Annotated in this window: 19 protein-coding genes and 1 riboswitch; of the genes, 11 read left to right on the top strand and 8 right to left on the bottom strand. The window is 42.6% G+C overall.

Annotated features, from left to right (window positions below):
* Positions 1-7: 7 nt before the first annotated feature.
* The gene (locus ACOOE0_RS16780; protein ID WP_420400060.1) at positions 8-583 is read right to left on the bottom strand and encodes a Crp/Fnr family transcriptional regulator; all 576 of its coding nucleotides are present in this window, start codon (positions 581-583) and stop codon (positions 8-10) included.
* A gap of 19 nt (positions 584-602) precedes the next feature.
* Positions 603-2,012: an NADP-dependent phosphogluconate dehydrogenase gene (gndA, locus tag ACOOE0_RS16775; RefSeq protein ID WP_420400059.1), complete on the bottom strand. Its 1,410-nt coding sequence runs from the start codon at positions 2,010-2,012 to the stop codon at positions 603-605.
* Positions 2,013-2,200: 188 nt separating this feature from the next.
* On the opposite strand from gndA, the gene zwf reads away from it, so the two are divergent.
* Both zwf and pgl read left to right on the top strand, forming a co-directional pair.
* On the top strand, positions 2,201-3,733 hold the full coding sequence (gene zwf / locus ACOOE0_RS16770; protein ID WP_420400058.1) for a glucose-6-phosphate dehydrogenase: 1,533 nt from the start codon (positions 2,201-2,203) through the stop codon (positions 3,731-3,733).
* A gap of 81 nt (positions 3,734-3,814) precedes the next feature.
* Positions 3,815-4,528: a 6-phosphogluconolactonase gene (gene pgl, locus ACOOE0_RS16765; protein WP_420400057.1), complete on the top strand. Its 714-nt coding sequence runs from the start codon at positions 3,815-3,817 to the stop codon at positions 4,526-4,528.
* On the opposite strand, the gene ACOOE0_RS16760 is transcribed toward pgl, so the two are convergent.
* The 5 genes from ACOOE0_RS16760 to ACOOE0_RS16740 all read right to left on the bottom strand — a co-directional run bounded on the left by ACOOE0_RS16760 (position 4,521) and on the right by ACOOE0_RS16740 (position 9,499).
* Positions 4,521-5,066: an acyl-CoA thioesterase gene (locus tag ACOOE0_RS16760; RefSeq protein WP_420400056.1), complete on the bottom strand. Its 546-nt coding sequence runs from the start codon at positions 5,064-5,066 to the stop codon at positions 4,521-4,523. The two genes, pgl and ACOOE0_RS16760, sit on opposite strands and share 8 nt — an antisense overlap.
* 26 nt (positions 5,067-5,092) lie before the next feature.
* Entirely contained in the window at positions 5,093-6,436 is a 1,344-nt protein-coding gene (rmuC, locus tag ACOOE0_RS16755) for a DNA recombination protein RmuC (RefSeq protein ID WP_420400055.1), read from the bottom strand.
* Between the two features lie 61 nt (positions 6,437-6,497).
* Positions 6,498-7,277: an ABC transporter ATP-binding protein gene (locus ACOOE0_RS16750; RefSeq protein WP_420400054.1), complete on the bottom strand. Its 780-nt coding sequence runs from the start codon at positions 7,275-7,277 to the stop codon at positions 6,498-6,500.
* The gene (locus tag ACOOE0_RS16745; protein ID WP_420400053.1) at positions 7,277-8,308 is read right to left on the bottom strand and encodes an iron chelate uptake ABC transporter family permease subunit; all 1,032 of its coding nucleotides are present in this window, start codon (positions 8,306-8,308) and stop codon (positions 7,277-7,279) included. Before ACOOE0_RS16745 ends, ACOOE0_RS16750 begins: the two co-directional genes overlap by 1 nt.
* Complete coding sequence (locus ACOOE0_RS16740; RefSeq protein ID WP_420400052.1) at positions 8,309-9,499, bottom strand: ABC transporter substrate-binding protein; 1,191 nt, start codon at positions 9,497-9,499, stop codon at positions 8,309-8,311.
* A gap of 22 nt (positions 9,500-9,521) precedes the next feature.
* Positions 9,522-9,768, top strand: a riboswitch (cobalamin riboswitch).
* Positions 9,769-9,837: 69 nt separating this feature from the next.
* On the opposite strand from ACOOE0_RS16740, the gene ACOOE0_RS16735 reads away from it, so the two are divergent.
* Together ACOOE0_RS16735 and ACOOE0_RS16730 are read left to right on the top strand one after the other, a co-directional pair.
* Positions 9,838-11,700 carry a TonB-dependent receptor plug domain-containing protein gene (locus ACOOE0_RS16735; protein ID WP_420400051.1) on the top strand — a complete coding sequence of 621 codons (1,863 nt, stop codon included), beginning with the start codon at positions 9,838-9,840 and terminating at the stop codon, positions 11,698-11,700.
* 16 nt (positions 11,701-11,716) lie between these two features.
* Complete coding sequence (locus ACOOE0_RS16730; RefSeq protein ID WP_420400050.1) at positions 11,717-12,649, top strand: ABC transporter substrate-binding protein; 933 nt, start codon at positions 11,717-11,719, stop codon at positions 12,647-12,649.
* 49 nt (positions 12,650-12,698) lie between these two features.
* On the opposite strand, the gene ACOOE0_RS16725 is transcribed toward ACOOE0_RS16730, so the two are convergent.
* Positions 12,699-14,165 (bottom strand): S41 family peptidase, encoded by a 1,467-nt coding sequence (locus ACOOE0_RS16725; protein WP_420400049.1) that lies wholly within the window; start codon positions 14,163-14,165, stop codon positions 12,699-12,701.
* 210 nt (positions 14,166-14,375) lie between these two features.
* Here ACOOE0_RS16725 and ACOOE0_RS16720 point away from each other — a divergent pair, with 210 nt between their 5' ends.
* The 7 genes from ACOOE0_RS16720 (at position 14,376) to ACOOE0_RS16690 (ending at position 18,451) form a co-directional block, all read left to right on the top strand.
* Entirely contained in the window at positions 14,376-14,885 is a 510-nt protein-coding gene (locus ACOOE0_RS16720) for an RNA polymerase sigma factor (RefSeq protein ID WP_420400048.1), read from the top strand.
* Entirely contained in the window at positions 14,872-15,291 is a 420-nt protein-coding gene (locus ACOOE0_RS16715; protein ID WP_420400047.1) for a hypothetical protein, read from the top strand. The genes ACOOE0_RS16720 and ACOOE0_RS16715 overlap by 14 nt, the downstream gene beginning before the upstream one ends.
* 10 nt (positions 15,292-15,301) lie before the next feature.
* Positions 15,302-15,841: a DUF4252 domain-containing protein gene (locus ACOOE0_RS16710; protein WP_420400046.1), complete on the top strand. Its 540-nt coding sequence runs from the start codon at positions 15,302-15,304 to the stop codon at positions 15,839-15,841.
* Between the two features lie 109 nt (positions 15,842-15,950).
* Positions 15,951-16,493, top strand: coding sequence for a DUF4252 domain-containing protein (locus tag ACOOE0_RS16705; protein ID WP_420400045.1), 543 nt, complete (start codon positions 15,951-15,953; stop codon positions 16,491-16,493).
* A gap of 42 nt (positions 16,494-16,535) precedes the next feature.
* Positions 16,536-17,075, top strand: coding sequence for a DUF4252 domain-containing protein (locus ACOOE0_RS16700; protein ID WP_420400044.1), 540 nt, complete (start codon positions 16,536-16,538; stop codon positions 17,073-17,075).
* Between the two features lie 132 nt (positions 17,076-17,207).
* The gene (locus ACOOE0_RS16695; RefSeq protein WP_420400043.1) at positions 17,208-17,561 is read left to right on the top strand and encodes a hypothetical protein; all 354 of its coding nucleotides are present in this window, start codon (positions 17,208-17,210) and stop codon (positions 17,559-17,561) included.
* Positions 17,562-17,635: 74 nt separating this feature from the next.
* The gene (locus ACOOE0_RS16690; RefSeq protein ID WP_420400042.1) at positions 17,636-18,451 is read left to right on the top strand and encodes a mechanosensitive ion channel family protein; all 816 of its coding nucleotides are present in this window, start codon (positions 17,636-17,638) and stop codon (positions 18,449-18,451) included.
* Positions 18,452-18,483 lie beyond the last annotated feature (32 nt).

Here is an 18,483-nt window from a genome sequence, read left to right as displayed (position 1 = left end):
AACGGGTTTAAGAACGTCTTTTAGCTCGGATTTCGCTCACGTATTCTGGAGTGAGCCCTAAAAAAGAAGCAATTAAGTATTGGGGAACCCGCTGGGCAAAATCAGGAAACTGTTCCGTAAAATGAAAGTAAATGTCCTCCTTGGAATAGTCCTGTAGGTACCTCATTTTATTCAAGGAAGCCCCATAGCCAATTTGGTAGATGACCCTAAAGTACTTTTCCATTTGTGGAAATCGTTCCAGCAGTATGTCGTACTGGTCTCGGCTTATGGACAAAAACGTAGTCTTTTCCACCGCTTGTATGGCATAATTGGAACTGGACCTGTTGCCAAACGAAAGGAAATCCGTTAACCACCAATTTTCTATTCCAAACTGGATGGTACGTTCCACTCCTTTCTCCGTTGGAAAAAACATGTTTAGGCAACCCTGCAACACAAAATGGGTATGGGTGCACGGGGAATTGGCTTCCATGATCATTTCCTTTTTACGGACAGTACGAAGCTCAAAAAAACGCATAATTTCCTCAAACTCTACAGTGGAAACAGCTGCATATTGATTGATATGGTCAAAAAATTGTTTGGACATTGGTCACTGGCTACACCATTTAATCCTCCCATTCCGTATGGAAAATACCCTCTTTGTCCAGTCGCTCATAGGTGTGGGAACCAAAATAATCCCTCTGCGCTTGAATCAGATTCAAGGGTAATCTACCACTGGTGTAAGCATCAAAATAAGTCAAGGCATTGGACAGGCCAGGTAATGGAATTCCATTGGACGCCCCATAGGCCACAAGTTCCCTTGCGGCACCCACTGTTTCCTTTACTTTATCCACAAATGAAGGAGACAGGAGCAGGTTTTGAAGATTGTTGTCCGCTTGAAATGCACTGGTAATATCAGCCAACAATTCGGCGCGGATGATACATCCTGCTCGCCAGATTTTGGCAATTTCTCCCAATTGCAATTCATAGCCGTACTCCTTGGATGCATCTGCCAGTTGGTGCATACCTTGGGCATAGGTCATGATAAAGGAGAAATAAAGAGCCTGTTCAGCCTTGCTTACCAAGGAATCTTTTACAACCGATGTCAATTCGGGTTTGTCATAAAGATCATCTGCCTTTACACGTTCGTCTTTTAAGGCGGATATCTCCCGCATGCTCACAGCTATATCAATAGTAGGCACTGGGATTCCCAAATCCATGGCATTCTGTGAGGTCCATTTACCTGTACCTTTTTGCTTGGCTTTATCCAGGATTTTATCCACCAAATCGCCGTCTCCCAGCTCATCTTTCTGTTTGAAAATTTCAGAGGTAATTTCTACCAAAAAGGATTGTAACCTTCCTGCGTTCCAAATTGCGAAGGTTTTATGCAGTTCCCCGTTGCTTAATCCTCCAGCTTTTTTCAAAAGATCGTAAATCTCCGAAGTCAGCTGCATGAGACCATATTCAATGCCGTTGTGCACCATCTTTACATAGTTTCCTGCAGATTTTGGTCCCAAATAGGCCACACAAGGTTCGCCCTTATACTTGGCTGAAACTGCTTCAAAAACGGGTTTTACGTATTGATATGCCTCCCTTGAACCTCCAGGCATAATACTTGGGCCTTTTCTGGCACCCTTGGCTCCACCCGAAACCCCGGCTCCAAAGAAATTGATGCCTTTTTCCTGCAAGTAGGCTTCGCGACGGTCGGTATCGGTAAAAAAGGAGTTCCCACCATCTATGATGATATCCCCCTTGTCCAAATGAGGTAAGAGCCCATCAATTACAATATCCACAACTTTCCCGGCAGGTACCAACAACATGATTTTTCTTGGGGTGCTTAGGGCGCCGACAAAAGTGGCAACATCGGAGGTGGCGTTGACTTTTGAGGTATCTCCACCCTCCGAAATAAGTGCGCTGACCTTTTCCTCATCCAAATCGTTCCCAAAGGCAGTAAATCCTTTGTCCGCTACATTAAGGATAAAATTCCTTCCCATCACCCCGAGGCCTACAAGGCCAAAATCATAAGTATCTGCCATTTTTCTTTCTTTTTGTTAGTGTTTTGTTAGGAGAGCGATAAGTAAGCTATCCGTTGAATCGTGAACCTAAAATAAACGTTATATTCGTCATGCTCAAAAATAAAATGGGAACGTAAAACATTTTTATGGTTTCGTGATTTCCATGTCATTTTTTTTAAGATTCAAAAGATTAACTTTCAGATGTAATTATGAAAAAGACGGACAACCAAATTCTTGTCATTTTTGGTGCCTCGGGCGACTTGACGGCCAGAAAGTTGATACCAGCACTCTTTAATTTATATGTAGCCAGACAATTACCTGAAAACTTTGTGGTTTTGGGAGCCAGCCGAAGTGATCTAACGGATGAGGCATTTCGGGATAAAGTGGTTTTTAACAGCCCTTATTTGAAGGAAAAAATTGAAGACCTTAAGGAGAACTACATTAGGGGCTTTGCGGACAAGTTGTTTTATGAAGATTTAGGGGGTGCCTACGACACGGATTATCAGGGTTTAAGGGCGAGGGTGGAGAACCTAAAAAAGGAACATAATACCTCAGGCAACATTATCTACTACCTGTCCACGCCACCTACCTTGTACGAAACCATAGCGCAACGTTTGGCAGATGCTGGGATGAGCACCCAAAATAATGGCTGGAAAAGATTGATTGTGGAGAAGCCATTTGGCTATAGTTTGGAGACAGCCAGAGAATTAAATGCTGGACTTCACCGATTTTTTACGGAACCGCAGATTTATAGGATTGATCATTACCTTGGGAAGGAAACAGTGCAAAATCTATTGGTCACCCGATTCTCCAACAGCATTTTTGAACCACTCTGGAACAGAAATTATATCCACCATGTTGAAATTACCAATGCTGAAAGTGTTGGGGTCGAGAAAAGAGGTGGATATTATGATAAATCAGGGGCACTTCGGGACATGTTCCAGAATCACCTGTTGCAAATTGTATCCTTGGTGGTCATGGAACCCCCCATTGGTGATCAACCGGAGGAAATCAGAAATGAAAAGGTGAAAGCCCTAAAATCATTGCGAATTATGACCGATGAAAAAACGCTGTGGGATAATACCATTAGGGCACAGTATGTGGCATCTGAGGTAAAAGGGGAGAAGGTTAAAGGATATCGCGAAGAAGATGGTGTGGATTCCAATTCCACTACGGAAACCTATGCTGCCATCAAATTTTTTGTGGACAACTGGCGATGGGAAGGTGTTCCCTTCTACGTGCGAACGGCTAAACGGATGCCGACCAAGGTTACCGAGGTGGTTATTCACTTCAAGACCCCTCACCACCAGATTTTTAAGGATTCTGGAGTTAATAGCAAAGACAACAAACTGATTATCCGTATTCAACCGGATGAAGGTATTTTGATGAAGTTTGGAGTAAAGGTACCTGGGCAAGGGTTTAAGGTAGAACGAGCCAATTTGGACTTTTACTACTCGAGTTTGGCCCAAACCTATGTCATGGAGGCCTATGAGCGTCTTCTTTTGGACGCTATGCAAGGCGATGCGACTTTGTATGCCAGAGCGGATGAAGTGGAAGCGGCATGGGAGTTTGTAGATCCTATTTTGAATTATTGGAAAAATGGAAAAGATGTCCGCATGTATGGTTATGCAGCGGGGGTTTGGGGCCCTGAAAATGCGGATGAACTTTTAGACGATTTGGGCTCTTGGCGGAATCCAGGGGAAAGCTTGGCGGAGGATCCAGGTTATTGTGTGATATGCTAGGTTCAGTTATCAGTTATCAGTAACCAGTAATCAGTTGTCAGTTCGAGCGCAGTCGAGAACAAACTATATAGGAAGATAAAAATGGAACTAAAAATATTTAAAGACAAACAGGAAGTAGCTGAACAGTTCTCTGCTTATTTTGAGAATTTGGTCAAGGATAAAGCTGAGTTCCATGTGGCACTTTCAGGAGGTAGCACGCCCAAAATTGTTTTTGATATTCTAGCTGAAAAGTTTGGAGACAATATAGATTGGAGCAAGATTCATTTTTATTGGGGGGATGAACGTTGCGTTCCACCAACTGATGATCAAAGCAATTACAAAATGACTTTGGAGCATCTATTTTCAAAGATCAATGTGCCCCAAGAAAATATACATCGCGTTTTAGGGGAAAATGACCCAAATCCAGAAGCTATGCGTTATGCCAACCTCCTTGAAATCAATTTGGATAGGGTACAAGGGGTTCCCCAATTCGATTTGGTCATTCTGGGGATGGGAGATGATGGGCATACGGCTTCCATTTTTCCTCATGAGATAGACCTTTGGGAAGCGGCGGACCATTGCGTGGTGGCAACCCATCCCGAATCAGGTCAAAAAAGGGTTTCTATCAATGGGAAAGTGATCAATACAGCCAAGGAGGTAGCTTTTTTGGTCACAGGACAATCAAAAGCTGAAAAGGTGCAGACCATCATTGGACAATACGAAGGATTTAAAGATTACCCAGCGGCACTGGTAAATCCAGTTTCAGGAAATTTGAGCTGGTTTATGGACCGGGAAGCAGCTTCTTTACTTAGTTAACTTCCAGCTTTACATTTTCCCCATCCAACAAGTGAAAGTATTCTTTGGCCACAAACTTTTTGGAGCTGTATTTGGTATCCCGATCGTAGGCTGAAGTCTTTCGTTCCATACTTCGTGCAAAACGCCGTAATCCTTGATTGTCCTCAACAATCAATCCCGGAACGGGAATGTTCTTGCCCTCCCCATTTTTGGCAACCATGGTGAAATAAGAGGAATTGCAGTGCTTGGTTTCCCCGGTTTGTACATTTTCCGACTCAACGCGAACGCCTACCACCATAGAGGTCCGTCCGGTATAATTGATGGCCGCTTTCAGGGTTACCAACTCCCCAACCTCAATCGGATTCAAAAAATTAACCCGATTCACAGAAGCAGTGACACAATAGGCTTGCGAATGTTTGGAGGCGCAGGCAAATGCAATTTGGTCCATTAAATTTAAAATATGTCCCCCATGAACCTTTCCACCAAAATTGGAGTGGGAGGGTAGCATGAGCTCAGTGATGGACACTTTGGATTCCTTAGCGGTTTTGAATTTTTTCATGACAATTTCTAAAAGGTGGATAAGGTTTAGAGCTCCAATTGAGGTTCTTCGTAATCGTCTTCTTGGGCCCTTTTTAAAATGGGCTCGGGAATGGATTTTTTGGCTTTGGCACCCATTTTTTTCAATCTTTCTATGCTGGTGACAATATTGCCCCTGCCTTCTACCAATTTGTTCATAGCTCCACGATACTCGTTTTTGGCTTCATCCATTTTCTTGCCCACCTTGGTCAAATCGGTAACAAAACCTTCAAATTTGTCATAAAGGGCACCAGCTTGCCTTGCAATTTCAATGGCGTTTTTTTGCTGCTTCTCATTGCTCCACATGGTATCTATGGTTCTTAGGGTAGCCAACAGGGTTGAAGGGGTAACGATTACAATATTCTGTTCAAATGCCTTTACATATATTGAACTATCCTGGTTGATGGCCACGGCAAAAGCGGGCTCAATGGGAACAAAGAGCAACACAAAATCGGGACTTTCCATTTCATAGAGATCCTCGTATTTTTTGGAGGAAAGCTGCTCCACGTGTTTTCGTAAGGAGTTGATATGGTCTTTCAGATGTTTCTCTTTGGTTTCTTCGTCAGCATTGGTGTAGCGCTCATAATCTGTAAGTGAAACCTTGGAATCCACAACCATTTTTTTACCATCAGGCAAGTTGATGATTACATCGGGCAACACTCGGGAACCGTCTTCACGGGTAAAACTTTGCTGCACACTATATTCCCGATCCTTCTCCAATCCTGATTTTTCCAACACCCGCTCCAGCACCAATTCCCCCCAGTTCCCCTGCATTTTGCTATCACCTTTTAAGGCTTTGGTCAGATTTTCTGCTTCCTGGGTAATTTTTAAATTCTGGTTTTGAAGGTTGAGCAATTGTTCTTTTAATGCGGAATGTATGCTGATGTTCTCCTTTTGCGTGGCCTCAACCTTTTTTTCAAAGAGTTGGATTTTTTCCTGAAGCGGGCTTAATATCTGTTTGATGTTCTTTTGGTTCTGCTCAGTGAATTTGGTACTCTTTTCATCCAGAATTTTATTGGCCAAGTTTTCAAATTCCTTGGTAAATTTTTCCTGAAGCTTTTCAACCTCCTCTTTTTGTTCCGTATTGATGCGTTGCAGGTTTTCCAAATCGGCTTGGTAACGAACTATTTGGTTGCTCTGCTGCTCTTTTTCATTTTGCAATTGCTTTTTTTCCTCATCAGTGGCCAATAATTTATCATTCAACGTCCGAATGGATGAATTCAACTGCTGTTCCCGCTCCCCCCATACATCTTCGTTGGATTTGGTTTTCAATTTTTGGATGTAGATGCCCAAAAACAGTCCAAGCCCAGCCATCAGCAGCCCTACGATGATATAAATCAATGCTTCGTTCATAAATTGTAAATCTAAGGATAAAGATAAAGGATTCCCTCATGTGGGAAAATGGGAAATAACATTACTTTTTCACCTTAAATGAACCGCTACTCGAATCAAACTTTACCATATCCGAAGGAAAAAGTTGCTCAAAATGTTTTTGCTGGATCAATTCCGATGGAGTGCCAAAAGGATTGCTCTTGCCGTCCAAAATCAGGATTTTATCACATAGTTGAATGGCCAAATCTATTTCATGGGTGGTAAATACGATGGTCTTTTTGCTTTGATGGGCCAATTGTTGCAGCATTTTAAGAATTTGCACCTTATGGTACAGATCTAAATGGGTAGTGGGCTCATCCAACAGCACTACTGGCGTGTTTTGTGCAGCGGCCCTTGCAATAAGTACCCTTTGCAATTGTCCATCGCTGAGTTCATGACATTTTCGAAATTTCAATTCCTCCAACAGAAAGGCTTTAAGGTTGGTTTGGACGTGTCTTTTATCCTCCAAGGTCAAAGTTCCAATCCAATTGGTGTACGGTTGTCTTCCCAACGCGATTAACTCCTGCACCCTCAAATTTTTGGAAGCAGGTGGTTCGGTAAGAACCACACTCAACGTCTTGGCGAGCTCGTCGGTGTCAAAATTCTCCAAGTTTTTTCCAGAAATTTGGATTGCTCCCTCCAATTTAGGCTGCAAATTCCCAAGTGTTCTGATCAGGGTGGATTTCCCAATACCATTGACGCCAACAATGGCACAAAGCTCACCTTCTGACAATTGCAAATCGATGTACTGACAAACCGTCCGATCCTTATAGCCCACGGCTAAGTCCTTCACGCTGATATTTAGGTGGTCGGGTTTTTGCATCAAAACAACATTTTACGTTTTCGTACCAACAACCAAATGACCACTGGAGCCCCAACAAGAGATGTAATGGCATTGATGGGCAGAATATTGGCAGAGTTGGGCAGTTGGGCCAATACATCACATAACAGCATAAGAATGGCACCATACAAGAACACTGCAGGAATTAGAATACGATGTTCCATAGTATCAAATATTTGACGGGTCAAATGCGGTACTGCTAGCCCCACAAAGGCTATAGGCCCGGCAAAGGCAGTAACACCACCAGCCAATATTCCAGTTGCGATGATAATGGTCAACCTTGATCTTTTTAAGGAAACCCCCAAACTTTGAGCATAGTTCTCGCCTAATAAAAAAGCATTCAACCGTTTGATGGAAAAAACGGCCAAAAGGGTTCCCAAGCCTACAATAGCACCTAGTAATGTTACCTGTTGGGAGGATAAATTTCCCACACTGCCAAATGACCAAAAAACAAACCGCTGTAAATTCTCGGCACTAGTGAAATAAGCCAAAACACTCACAATAGCCGCAGTAATGCTTCCAAACATCAAACCGATGATCAAGAGGGCCATGGTGTCCTTAATACGATTGGCAACAAGTAATACCACGAGGAGAACCAAAAAACTGCCCAGACTGGCAGCAATAACCACGGAAATATCATTAAGAAAGGGCATGGCCGCGAATCCGGCTATGAGCGAAGTTCCCATCAACAGTAATGCAGCTCCCAAACTGGCTCCAGAACTGATACCCAACACAAATGGGCCTGCCAAGGGATTCCGAAATAAGGTCTGCATGAGCAAGCCACTTAAAGCAAGCCCGCCGCCAACCAAAACGGAGGTAAAAGCCTTTGGCATTCTATAATTCCACAGGATGTAATTCCATGATTCCACTTCGGCGCTTCCTCCAAAAATGAGATTGAGCACGGCTTCAAATGGAATCAAGACGGAACCTGAGCTTATGTTAAGCAAAAAGGCCAAAAGAAGTGCCAGGGTTATCAGAGTAAATGCTATGGAATATGACCGGTTCGAACTCATTTAGTGCAAGGGCATAAAAAAGTGAGGTTCGTAATCCTGGAGTAATCCAGGATGCAGGAGGCAGATGAGATCCTTAAGTACCAAATCTGGTCGCTGAGGAGCCAACTCATAAAAAAGTAACCCGCCTGTTTCTCCCTTTTTGACAGCATTGGAAAATACACTTTTGCGGGAAAAAGCTTCAAACTGTTGGTAATGGGAGTTGGCCTGTAACAATTCTTGGTATGACGCATGCAAGGATGGATTGAACCAAAAATCGGCCTGTGAACCTGTGGCAAGAACAACTTCCAAGCTCAAGCCAATGCTACCACTTTCTGACGTTTCTGCCCATAGATAGTCCGCATTGGCATCCTGAAGAAATTGGGCCATCCAACTGTTTCCTCCTGCCACATACCAAACATCTTTATACAATCCCCCCGTAAGAACGGTTGGCTTCTCCTTGGCTTGTAGAGCCAGTATCTTTGCCTTCTCGTAATCCGCTTCAATGGAATTAAAAATGCGCTCTGCCTCGGTCTCTTTATTAAAGAAGGGTGCAAAAAATTTGATCCATTCTGCTTTGCCCAATGGGGTTGCCTCTGTCCAGTCACCATTGTATACCAACGGAATGCCTGATTTTTGAATGGTTTCGTAAGCTTTGTTGGTATCATTGATTCCAAAACCCACAATCACTTCAGGGTTTAGTTCCAAAGTAATTTCCGTATTGATGTTTTCATTGCTGCCCAGTTCCCTTATTTGTCCTTGGTCAATTCGCTTTCGGGTACTTGGTGAGCTTATCAAATCCGTATTGGGAAAACCTACAACCGCTCCAAGCTGCCCCAAGGCTTCCAGCGACGGGATGTGGGTGGTGGAAGTTACTACCATTCGCTCCACGGGGGTGGCTACAATGGCGTCATAGGCATCTGCGGGGAGGGTAATGGAAGCTAGTTTTTCTTTAGGAACCAAAGCATAGGTAAAAGAAGTTTTTGAGCCTGGCCATGCCGAGGAAACCTCAATGACTGTGATATCTCCTTCTGATTGGATGGTAAAACCCGTGGCGTGTTTTATTCCAGATGCCTGCACATGTTGTTCAACTTTGGGTGCCTTCCTTTTTTCGGCACATCCGTTAACCAAAAACAGTAGGAGTAGCGCAAAAGACGCTTTGTATAAACGATGGGATCCCATGCCGTCAAAAGTAAGATTATTTAACTTTTTCAAAAAAAGATTAAACAGAATGATTACTTTCGCCCTGAATTTTGGTTCCTGCGAGTAGGTTACCCGTAGGATTAAAAGGGAATCCGGTGTAAATCCGGAACTGTTCCCGCAACTGTAAGTTTATGCCAAGCATTTCGCTGAGCGAAGTCGAAGTGTTGATTTGGCACCTCATTAAAGGGATGTTGTTTTCTTCAAAGCCACTGTTCTAAGGGATGGGAAGGCAAAACAGCGTTAGACAAGTCAGGAGACCTGCCAAGTTCAAACAAACATTGTTAAACTTTCGGGATAAAGGTTTACGTATGGGACAGCATACTATTCTCCCGTTTATTCACTTAAACGAAATGAAAAAAAGAAATTTATGGATTTGTACCGCTATTTTGGCGGGCCAGGGGCTTGCTGCGCAGGATATTCAGCAAGATTCCCTGCAGCTTACCCAACTGAATGAGGTTGTGGTGAGCGATTCGCGTTTTGCCCTAAAACGGGAAAACTCGGGTAAAACTGTGATTAAGATTTCCGCTGAGGAATTGGAACGCAACCAAGGAAGAACGGTGGCAGAACTGATCAATACCAAAAGTGGGATTGAGATTACGGGCAGCCGCGGTAGGGATGGCTCCGTTTTTGGAGTGTTTGCCCGTGGTGGTCGTGGGCGACAAGCATTGGTAATTATAGATGGGGTACGGGTATCCGATCCTTCTTCCTTTTCCCAGGAATATGACCTTCGACTGTTATCTACCGCCAATATTGAATCCATTGAGATCATTAAAGGGGCGGCGAGTACCCTGTATGGTACCAATGCAGCAACAGCCGTCATCAACATTACTACCAAAAAAGGTGCTGAACGACCTATTTCCGGAAGTTTTAGATCTAGTATCGGTACCAACCAGACAGCGGATGATACCAATGGAAATTTGGGCAGTATGACGAATGGTGCTTCGGTTAGTGGGCAACTGAAGAAGTTCAGTTATGGCGTGGATTTTTCCAACCGCTATTCCAGTGGCCTTTCCGCGGCGGTTACTCCAGAAAACGAAGAGGATAATACCTCCCATTTTGCTACCAATATAAAATTGGGGTATGAGTTTTCGGAAAATTTTGAGTTGTCGGTTTATGGAAACCAAACCAAATTCACCACTGATTTTGATGCTGATCGCATGGAAGCGCCCAATAGTTCAAGGGTAGAACAGGAAAGAGTTGGACTGGCATCCGTAATCAACTATGGCAGTGGCTCAATTCATGTGAATTCGGCCTATTCCACCTACGATTCCTTTAATGTCAGCACTTTTGGCGAAAGTACTTCTGAAGCTGACAATTGGGTCTTGGATGCCTATAATAAATATGTCATTGACGAAAAATGGCATACCATTTTGGGAGTCAATTATATCAAGGACAAGGCTGTGTTCTCTTCCGAAGCCGATTTTTCCATTTTGGATCCGTATGCCAATGTGGTTTACGTTTCGGATTTTGGTTTTAACCTGAATACAGGAGCCCGTTTGAATACCCATTCCGAGTATGGCAACCACTTTGTGTATAATATCAACCCAAGCTATGCTTTTCAAACCCAAAATGGGTATGTGAAATTGCTGGGGTCGTATGCCACATCGTATATCACCCCCAATCTGATTCAATTGTTTGGGGATTTTGGAGCCAATCCAGACTTGGAACCCGAAGAGAACAGGACTATGGAAGGAGGAGTAGAGTATTTTGTGAATGACAAACTACGCTTAAGTACGCTTTACTTTAATCGAAACGAAAAAAACACCATAGGATTTGACCAGAATTTCACCAGCATCAATGTTGCTGATGAGATTGATGCCAGTGGGGTGGAGGTAGAACTTTCTTGGCATCCTTCAAATCTATTTTCGCTGGACGCTAATTACACCTTCACCGAGCGCAAGGGTGATGCGGCTATCCGAATACCCAAACACAAGGTAAACTTGGCCGCAGGCTACCAAATCTGTGAAACAACCAATGTGTCCTTTACCTATGCATATACGGGGGAGCGATTTGACACCGACTTCAGTACATTTTCCAACGTTTCCTTGGAGGCATTTTCATTGGTAGGATTATATGTGGAACACCAATTGATCCCAGAACGATTAAAGGTGTTCCTGAATGGTTCCAACCTTTTAAATGAGGACTTTGTAGAAGTCATTGGATTTACCACAAGAGGTAGGAACATCAGTGCTGGATTTCATTTGAATCTATAATCCATATCTTGTAAGCATGCTCAAAGTTTGTTCATTTTTACCCGCGGTTACCCAGATGCTATACGACATGGGTTTGAACGAACATTTGTATGGAGTAACCTTTGAATGCCCGGAACGGGCATTGAAGGAAAAGCAACCCGTGGTTCGGTGCATTTTGGAAGGCAAGAATTTGTCCAGCAAAGAGATTGACACACTTTTCTCAGCGAGTAAGCATCAGGGGAAAGATTTGTACTATGTGGACGAGCCGGTATTGGAAAAAATTGCACCGGACATCATTTTTACCCAAGACATGTGCGATATATGTCAAATAGATACGGCCTGTACTGCAGCAGCCGTTGCTAAATTGGACAAGCAGCCTGAGCTGATATCCATCAGCCCCGAATCTTTGGAAGATGTCTTTACCTCTGCGATAACCATTGCCAAGGCATTGGGGAAAGAGGAGGTTGCTTATACCTATTTAAATGGCTTAAACAAGCGGATTGATGTTGTGGTGGATGCCCTAAGAGCATCAAAAGCATTACCCAAACGTATAATGTTGATGGAGTGGTTGGATCCCATTTTTAACTGTGGGCATTGGATTCCCCATCAAATTGGATATGCGGGTGGGATTGATATGCTCTCCAATCCATCTGGGGACAGTGTTGTTACGCCTTGGGATAAGATTTTGAAATATGACCCAGAAATTTTGGTGGTGGCGCCCTGCGGATTTACCGTAAAACGTACCTTGGAAGAGATGCATATTTTGACCACTAAAAAAGGTTGGAACGATTTAAAAGCGGTGCGAGAAAACAAAGTCTTCGTTGCAGATTTTGATATGTTCACCCAATCCTCCGCCAACACCTTGGTCAATGGGATTGAATTACTGGCTGGGGTGTTTCATCCTGAGGCTATCCAAGTACCTAAGCACTTGACAACAAAGTTTATGCATCTTGATTTGCAACCCGTATAAAAAAGGGAAATATGAAAAATAAAAAAGCGGCTTTTAAGCCGCTTTTGTTTTATCTGTTAAGGTGTAATGGTTTATCCAAAAACATATTGTCTCTTAATGGAGTCTCTATCCTAGATCCGGTGAAGGCTTTGGCGGGCATTTGCGCGGAGTAGGATTTTTTTCCGGTCATTCCTGTGATCTCCTCAATGGCCCTGGCAAGCAAGGGCTCAGTGGGATCGCCAAGTACGCCCAAATTTGCCAAATCTTCCTCCAAAAAGATATCAGGTGGCAATCCATCGATGTAATCGAAAAAGCCATCCGCATTTTCATTTCTCCCAACCAAAGGTTGAATTCCCCAGCTATTGTCAGGATTGATTTGGTTCTCCCGATCGCTACTATAGATATAGGCGTTGTCAACATCATCCACCAAGGTAATTGAAAACTCGTTTTTACCTCTTGTTGTTTCTCCAATGTGGACAACATCCACATAAGGCGCCAAACCGTTCATCACCAATTCACTTGCCGAGGCAGAGCTATTCGTGGCAAGCACATAGACCGTACTCAAGTTTAACGTATTGATCGGTGTGGAACCTGTGGTGCTGGCGAAATAGTCCTCCAACTGCTCGTGGCTTAACTGTCCTTGGATTTTGCTGTTCCAGCGTTGTCTTATGTATAAATCGTTGGTGTTGGTGCCGTAAATCATACTGGCCAAAAGGCGGGAGGTGTTTACAGAACCCCCAGGGTTATATCGCATGTCCAAAACCAATTCTGTGGCTCCATCAGCGACAAACTGCCCAAAAGCGGCATTGAGTTCCTCATTAAAGTTGCTTAAAAACCGGTTGTACATCAAATAGGCAATTTTCGTTCCGTTGATGTCCAGGGTTTCAGCAACCAAAATAGGATCTTCCACTTGGTTGGCAATCTTGGTCAATTCTATTTCGGTGTCGTTGTCTGTGATTTGGGTTCCATTGATATCTGCCATGCCCAATGTATAGGTGTCATTGTCACCGAACAACAAACTCACATAATTATCCGAGGTAAGTGCTGTACCGTCAACGCGGGTAAAAATGTCGCCTCTTTTGATTTCTGTTGTTGAGGCGTTGGAATTGGGAACAATGTACTGCACATAGCCGAAAAGGCCATTGCCTTCCGAGAAACGGACAAGACCGAATTCCAATCCATTACTTTTGGAAACACCTGAAAGGTTGTTGACCAATTCCTCATAATCCTCATTCAAGAAACTGAATCTATCTTCGGAGAAAAGTAAAGTGTTAAAGTAAAAATCCGAAGGATTTGGATGTTGTTGCAGAAATTCAGTGAATTCCTGGTCGTTGGCGAAGCGGTCATCCGCAAGATCATCCACATCTGCTTGCCAAAAATACCAAAGGTTTAAGGCATTCCACATAAATGCTTGGGCGTCTAGATCTTCACTGGTGGGGTTGTTTGGGTCGTTTGGATTGTCAATTCCGTTGTCATCACTTTTACAACTGACAAGTAACAAACCAAGCCCAACAAATAAATACAGGAGTTTTTTCATAGCTAATTTTGGTAAAATTCATCAATTATCATTCCACAAGATCATTGAGGCATATAGAATTTGTAGAATTATTTCATAATTTCTTACAGCAAATTTTACCCCAAAATAGCCACTTGTGAGCAGATTACAAATTTTTTGTAACAAATTTCGATATGTGTCGTCGTGATAATGTAAGCAAATAGGAAAGCTTGCAACAACTATCAAAACCTAATGAAACAAGCTGAATTTTTAAACGTGGTCATGCCCTTTAAGGACAAGCTGTACCGATTGGCAAAGCGCCTATTGGTTTCCAAGGAGGAAGCGGAGGACGCCACACAGGAAATTTTGCTAAAACTCTGGTCAAAGAACGAGTCGATGGGAGAGTACAAAAACGTAGAGGCTTTTGCGATGACGATGACCAAGAATTTTTGTTTGGACCGATTAAAATCCAAACAGGCCAGCAATTTAAAGTTGGTGCACAGTAACTATCAGGACGAAAAGACCTCCCTGCAAAAACAATTGGAAGCAGAGGACAGCGTTCGTTGGATGGAACGCATCATGGAAGAATTGCCGGAACAGCAAAAAATGGTATTGCAGCTACGGGATGTGGAGCAATACGAATTTGAGGAAATATGCGAACTCTTGGACATGAAACCCACAGCAGTCCGCGTGACCCTCTCAAGAGCAAGAAAAGCAGTACGACAAGAATTGATTAAAAAACATAACTATGGAATTGGATAACATAGAAAAATTATTGGAAAAGTACTTTGAAGCTACCACCACGGTGGCCGAGGAGCAGACCTTGCAGGCTTATTTTTCCCAAAAGGAAGTTGCTTCACATTTGGAGCAATATAAGTCCATGTTCAACTATTTTTCCATAGCCAAGGAAGAGCGGTACACCAAGCAGGTTCCACTAAAACCTAGAAGAAATTACTACAAGTGGCTATCCGTTGCGGCAGTGGTTGTTTTAACCTTTGGTATCTATTTTGGTAATGAATACCAAGAAAGAAAACAGGCAGAATACGCCTATAATGAAACAAAAAAGGCTTTTGAGCTCCTAGCGGAGAATTTTGGAAAAGGCACAGAAAAAGTAGCCTACTTACAGGAGTTTGAAGTCGCAAAACAAAAAATTTACAACAACGATTAAAACAAAAACGATGAAGCGCAATATTTTAATTTTAATGATGGCCGTAATGCCTTTGACCAGTTTTTCACAATCCCTGTTTGACCGATTTGAGGATTTGGACGAGGTGACCTCTGTGGTGGTCAATAAAAGCATGTTCAATTTGCTGGCCAAGATAGATGTTGAGGTTGACGATCCCGAGGCTCAGGATTTTATGGACATCGCCAGCAGTCTTAAAAGTTTGAAGGTGTTTACTACGGATAATGAGGAGATTGGGGCCGATATGAAATCTTCGGTGCAGAAGTATCTAAAGTCCTCAACCATGGAAGAGTTGATGCGGGTGAAGGACAAGGATGCCAATGTAAAGTTCTATATCAAACAAGGGAAGGATGATGACCATGTAAGCGAACTGCTGATGTTTGTGACCGGATTGAAGGAGATCGAAGCCGATGGCAGAAAGTTTGAAACGGTACTACTTTCCTTGACAGGGGATATCGATTTGAATAAAATCAATTCCTTGACAAACAAGATGAACTTGCCCAAAGAGTTGAACAAAGCAGGGAAAAAAGAATAGCATACAGTAAACAGTGTACAGCAATCCGCATCAATTGGCAGTTTTTAAGCTATTCGCTGATTGCTGTAAGCTGTCAACTGTAAAACATCAATCATAAAAAACAACAGTCATGAAAAAACTAAGTATATTATTAGTGGCATTAGTATTGCCATATCTGGGCATTTCCCAGTCCATCTTTGATAAATTTGAAGATTCGGAACGTATAGGAACGGTTACCATTAACAAGGGAATGTTGAGCATTGCCGCCAAAATAATGGCACACGATGAGGACGAGGATACCCAAGAGTTCATTGAAATTGCCAAGAGTATCAATAACATCAAGGTTTTTATGTCTGAGGATACAGATGCCTCGGAAGATATGTCGGCAACGATGAAGCAATACGTAAGATCTTCCAAATTGGAAGAGCTTATGAAAGTGAAGGATGGAGATACCCATGTTAATTTCTATATCAGAAATGGAAAAGATGAGGATCATGTAGCTGAATTGCTGATGTTTGTGACAGGTATTGAAGACAAACATGGCCGTAAACATGGACGTAATTTTGAAACGGTCCTATTGACCATGACTGGGGACATAGATTTGGCCAAGGTGGGCTCCTTGAGCAAAAAAATGAAATTGCACAAAGGGCTTCGTAAACTTGATCGGCATTAGAACCAAGTATTAAGCTTTTTAATTCAGTCAAAAAAAGTACAAATGAAAAATTTTATTAAAAGTATGGTGGTTGCAGGGACGATGTTACTGGCTTCCTGTTCGTCCCAGCAAAGTTTGCAGGAGTATTATGTGGACAATTCGGAGAATCCCAATTTTATTGCCATTGATGTACCTGCTAGCATTTTGAAAATGGATGGGGTGGATCTGACCGAAACCCAAAGTGAGGCCATAGAATCCCTGCGTAAGTTCAACCTGCTGGCCTTTAAAAAAACAGCTGATAATGTAGCGGAGTATAAGGCGGAAAAAGTAAAGGTCAAGGAGATTTTGAAAGGAGATAAGTTTGTGGAGTTGATGAAGATCAATTCGCAATATGGTAAAGGAGTCATCAAATACATTGGCGATGAGGATGCCATTGATGAGGTGATTATTTATGGTGACAGCAAAGACAAAGGGTTTGCTTTGGTGCGTGTTTTGGGCAAGGATATGAACCCAGCCCATATTGTACAACTAATGCAGGCCATCCAAAAATCAAATTACGACGGAGCTGGGCTTGGTGAGATAGGGGAGTTCTTAAAAGGATAGCATAAACATCAATCAGAAAATGGAATCCCGATAGCTTTGCTATCGGGATTTTTGTTTATATATTTTCTTACATTTATGACCACCTTCTCGTCTGCATACCCCGTCATATTTGGTAATCAAGAACTATTAGAAATGAAAAAAATGTTTGGGGTAGTACTCATAATAGGAGTGTATTTTTACAATGGTTGCTCGCACAAGGATGAGTTGGCAACAACTGTGATTGAATTGAATGGCAGAATCAATGAGGAATTAAGATATCAACTAGGGAGCCAACCAACAGAAGGAAGTTATAGCATTACCCAGCAGCCTGAATCATATAAAACCAGTGAGATAGTTGTAGATGATGTTTCAGGTAAACTCAATTATCTTTTTATTCCAGCAGACAATTTTAGCGGTAGAGAAACTGTAGAAATAATCTTGAAAACTTCTATAGGGGATGACAACTTTAAAAGCTTAATGATAGTACTGAAAATTAGCATTCAATAACAAATTAAATTTAGTGACCTTCTTCCTATCTTAGTGTCTCACACATGGAACACTAACAAAATCAATTGAATCTTATGGAAAAAGCACAAGAATGGATGAACTATGGCTTGGAATTGGCCAAAGAGTTTGGTCCCAAGTTGATCACCGCAATCCTCATTTATATTGTTGGTTCGTGGGTTATCAAAAAAATAATTTCGGCCACAAGAAAAGTCATGGCCAAAAGCAAATACGAGGAGTCCCTCCAAAAGTTCTTGTTGAATTTGATTTCCTGGTCGCTCAAGGTATTCCTGATCATCTTGGTCATTTCACGATTGGGGGTTGATGTAACCACCTTTGCCGCCGTGATTGCCGCTGCTGGTTTGGCTGTTGGTCTAGCTCTACAGGGATCGCTGTCCAATTTTGCCGGTGGGGTATTGCTAATGGTTTTTAAACCCTACCGAATAGGTGATCTAATTGAGGCCCAAGGGGAGCTCGGGGTGGTCAAGGAGATTGAAATTTTCACTACCAAACTCATTACACCTGAAAATAAACTGGCCATCGTACCCAATGGAGCTATGGCCAATGGTAATATTGTCAATTATACTGCCGAAGGAAAAATTCGGGTGGACACTGTTGTGGGAGTTGGCTACGGAGAGGATATCAAAAAGACTAAGGAGGTGCTCTTGAACGTGCTAACTTCCAATCCGCAAGTGCTTAGAGACCCCAAGCCCTCTGTTAATGTGATGGAACTGGCAGATAGTTCTGTGAATTTTGCTGTTCGGCCCTACTGCAAACCAGAAGATTATTGGGATGTCTATTTCTCTACTTATGAGAATTGTAAGTTGGCCTTGGACGAGGCTGGAATTGAAATTCCATACCCACATCAAGTGGAAATCCATAAGGAGGGATAAAGGCTATTTCAAAACCTTTGCCTCGAATTTAC

It is taken from the genome of Flagellimonas sp. (assembly GCF_965215805.1).
Lineage (GTDB): Bacteria > Bacteroidota > Bacteroidia > Flavobacteriales > Flavobacteriaceae > Flagellimonas.
This window is presented reverse-complemented; position numbering and strand designations above follow the sequence as displayed.

Coding starts and splice junctions, on each gene's coding strand:
- ACOOE0_RS16780 (WP_420400060.1), bottom strand. CDS start 583: ATGTCCAAACAATTTTTTGACCATATCAATCAATATGCAGCTGTTTCC.
- gndA (WP_420400059.1), bottom strand. CDS start 2,012: ATGGCAGATACTTATGATTTTGGCCTTGTAGGCCTCGGGGTGATGGGA.
- zwf (WP_420400058.1), top strand. CDS start 2,201: ATGAAAAAGACGGACAACCAAATTCTTGTCATTTTTGGTGCCTCGGGC.
- pgl (WP_420400057.1), top strand. CDS start 3,815: ATGGAACTAAAAATATTTAAAGACAAACAGGAAGTAGCTGAACAGTTC.
- ACOOE0_RS16760 (WP_420400056.1), bottom strand. CDS start 5,066: ATGAAAAAATTCAAAACCGCTAAGGAATCCAAAGTGTCCATCACTGAG.
- rmuC (WP_420400055.1), bottom strand. CDS start 6,436: ATGAACGAAGCATTGATTTATATCATCGTAGGGCTGCTGATGGCTGGG.
- ACOOE0_RS16750 (WP_420400054.1), bottom strand. CDS start 7,277: ATGCAAAAACCCGACCACCTAAATATCAGCGTGAAGGACTTAGCCGTG.
- ACOOE0_RS16745 (WP_420400053.1), bottom strand. CDS start 8,308: ATGAGTTCGAACCGGTCATATTCCATAGCATTTACTCTGATAACCCTG.
- ACOOE0_RS16735 (WP_420400051.1), top strand. CDS start 9,838: ATGAAAAAAAGAAATTTATGGATTTGTACCGCTATTTTGGCGGGCCAG.
- ACOOE0_RS16730 (WP_420400050.1), top strand. CDS start 11,717: ATGCTCAAAGTTTGTTCATTTTTACCCGCGGTTACCCAGATGCTATAC.
- ACOOE0_RS16725 (WP_420400049.1), bottom strand. CDS start 14,165: ATGAAAAAACTCCTGTATTTATTTGTTGGGCTTGGTTTGTTACTTGTC.
- ACOOE0_RS16720 (WP_420400048.1), top strand. CDS start 14,376: ATGAAACAAGCTGAATTTTTAAACGTGGTCATGCCCTTTAAGGACAAG.
- ACOOE0_RS16715 (WP_420400047.1), top strand. CDS start 14,872: ATGGAATTGGATAACATAGAAAAATTATTGGAAAAGTACTTTGAAGCT.
- ACOOE0_RS16710 (WP_420400046.1), top strand. CDS start 15,302: ATGAAGCGCAATATTTTAATTTTAATGATGGCCGTAATGCCTTTGACC.
- ACOOE0_RS16705 (WP_420400045.1), top strand. CDS start 15,951: ATGAAAAAACTAAGTATATTATTAGTGGCATTAGTATTGCCATATCTG.
- ACOOE0_RS16700 (WP_420400044.1), top strand. CDS start 16,536: ATGAAAAATTTTATTAAAAGTATGGTGGTTGCAGGGACGATGTTACTG.
- ACOOE0_RS16695 (WP_420400043.1), top strand. CDS start 17,208: ATGAAAAAAATGTTTGGGGTAGTACTCATAATAGGAGTGTATTTTTAC.
- ACOOE0_RS16690 (WP_420400042.1), top strand. CDS start 17,636: ATGGAAAAAGCACAAGAATGGATGAACTATGGCTTGGAATTGGCCAAA.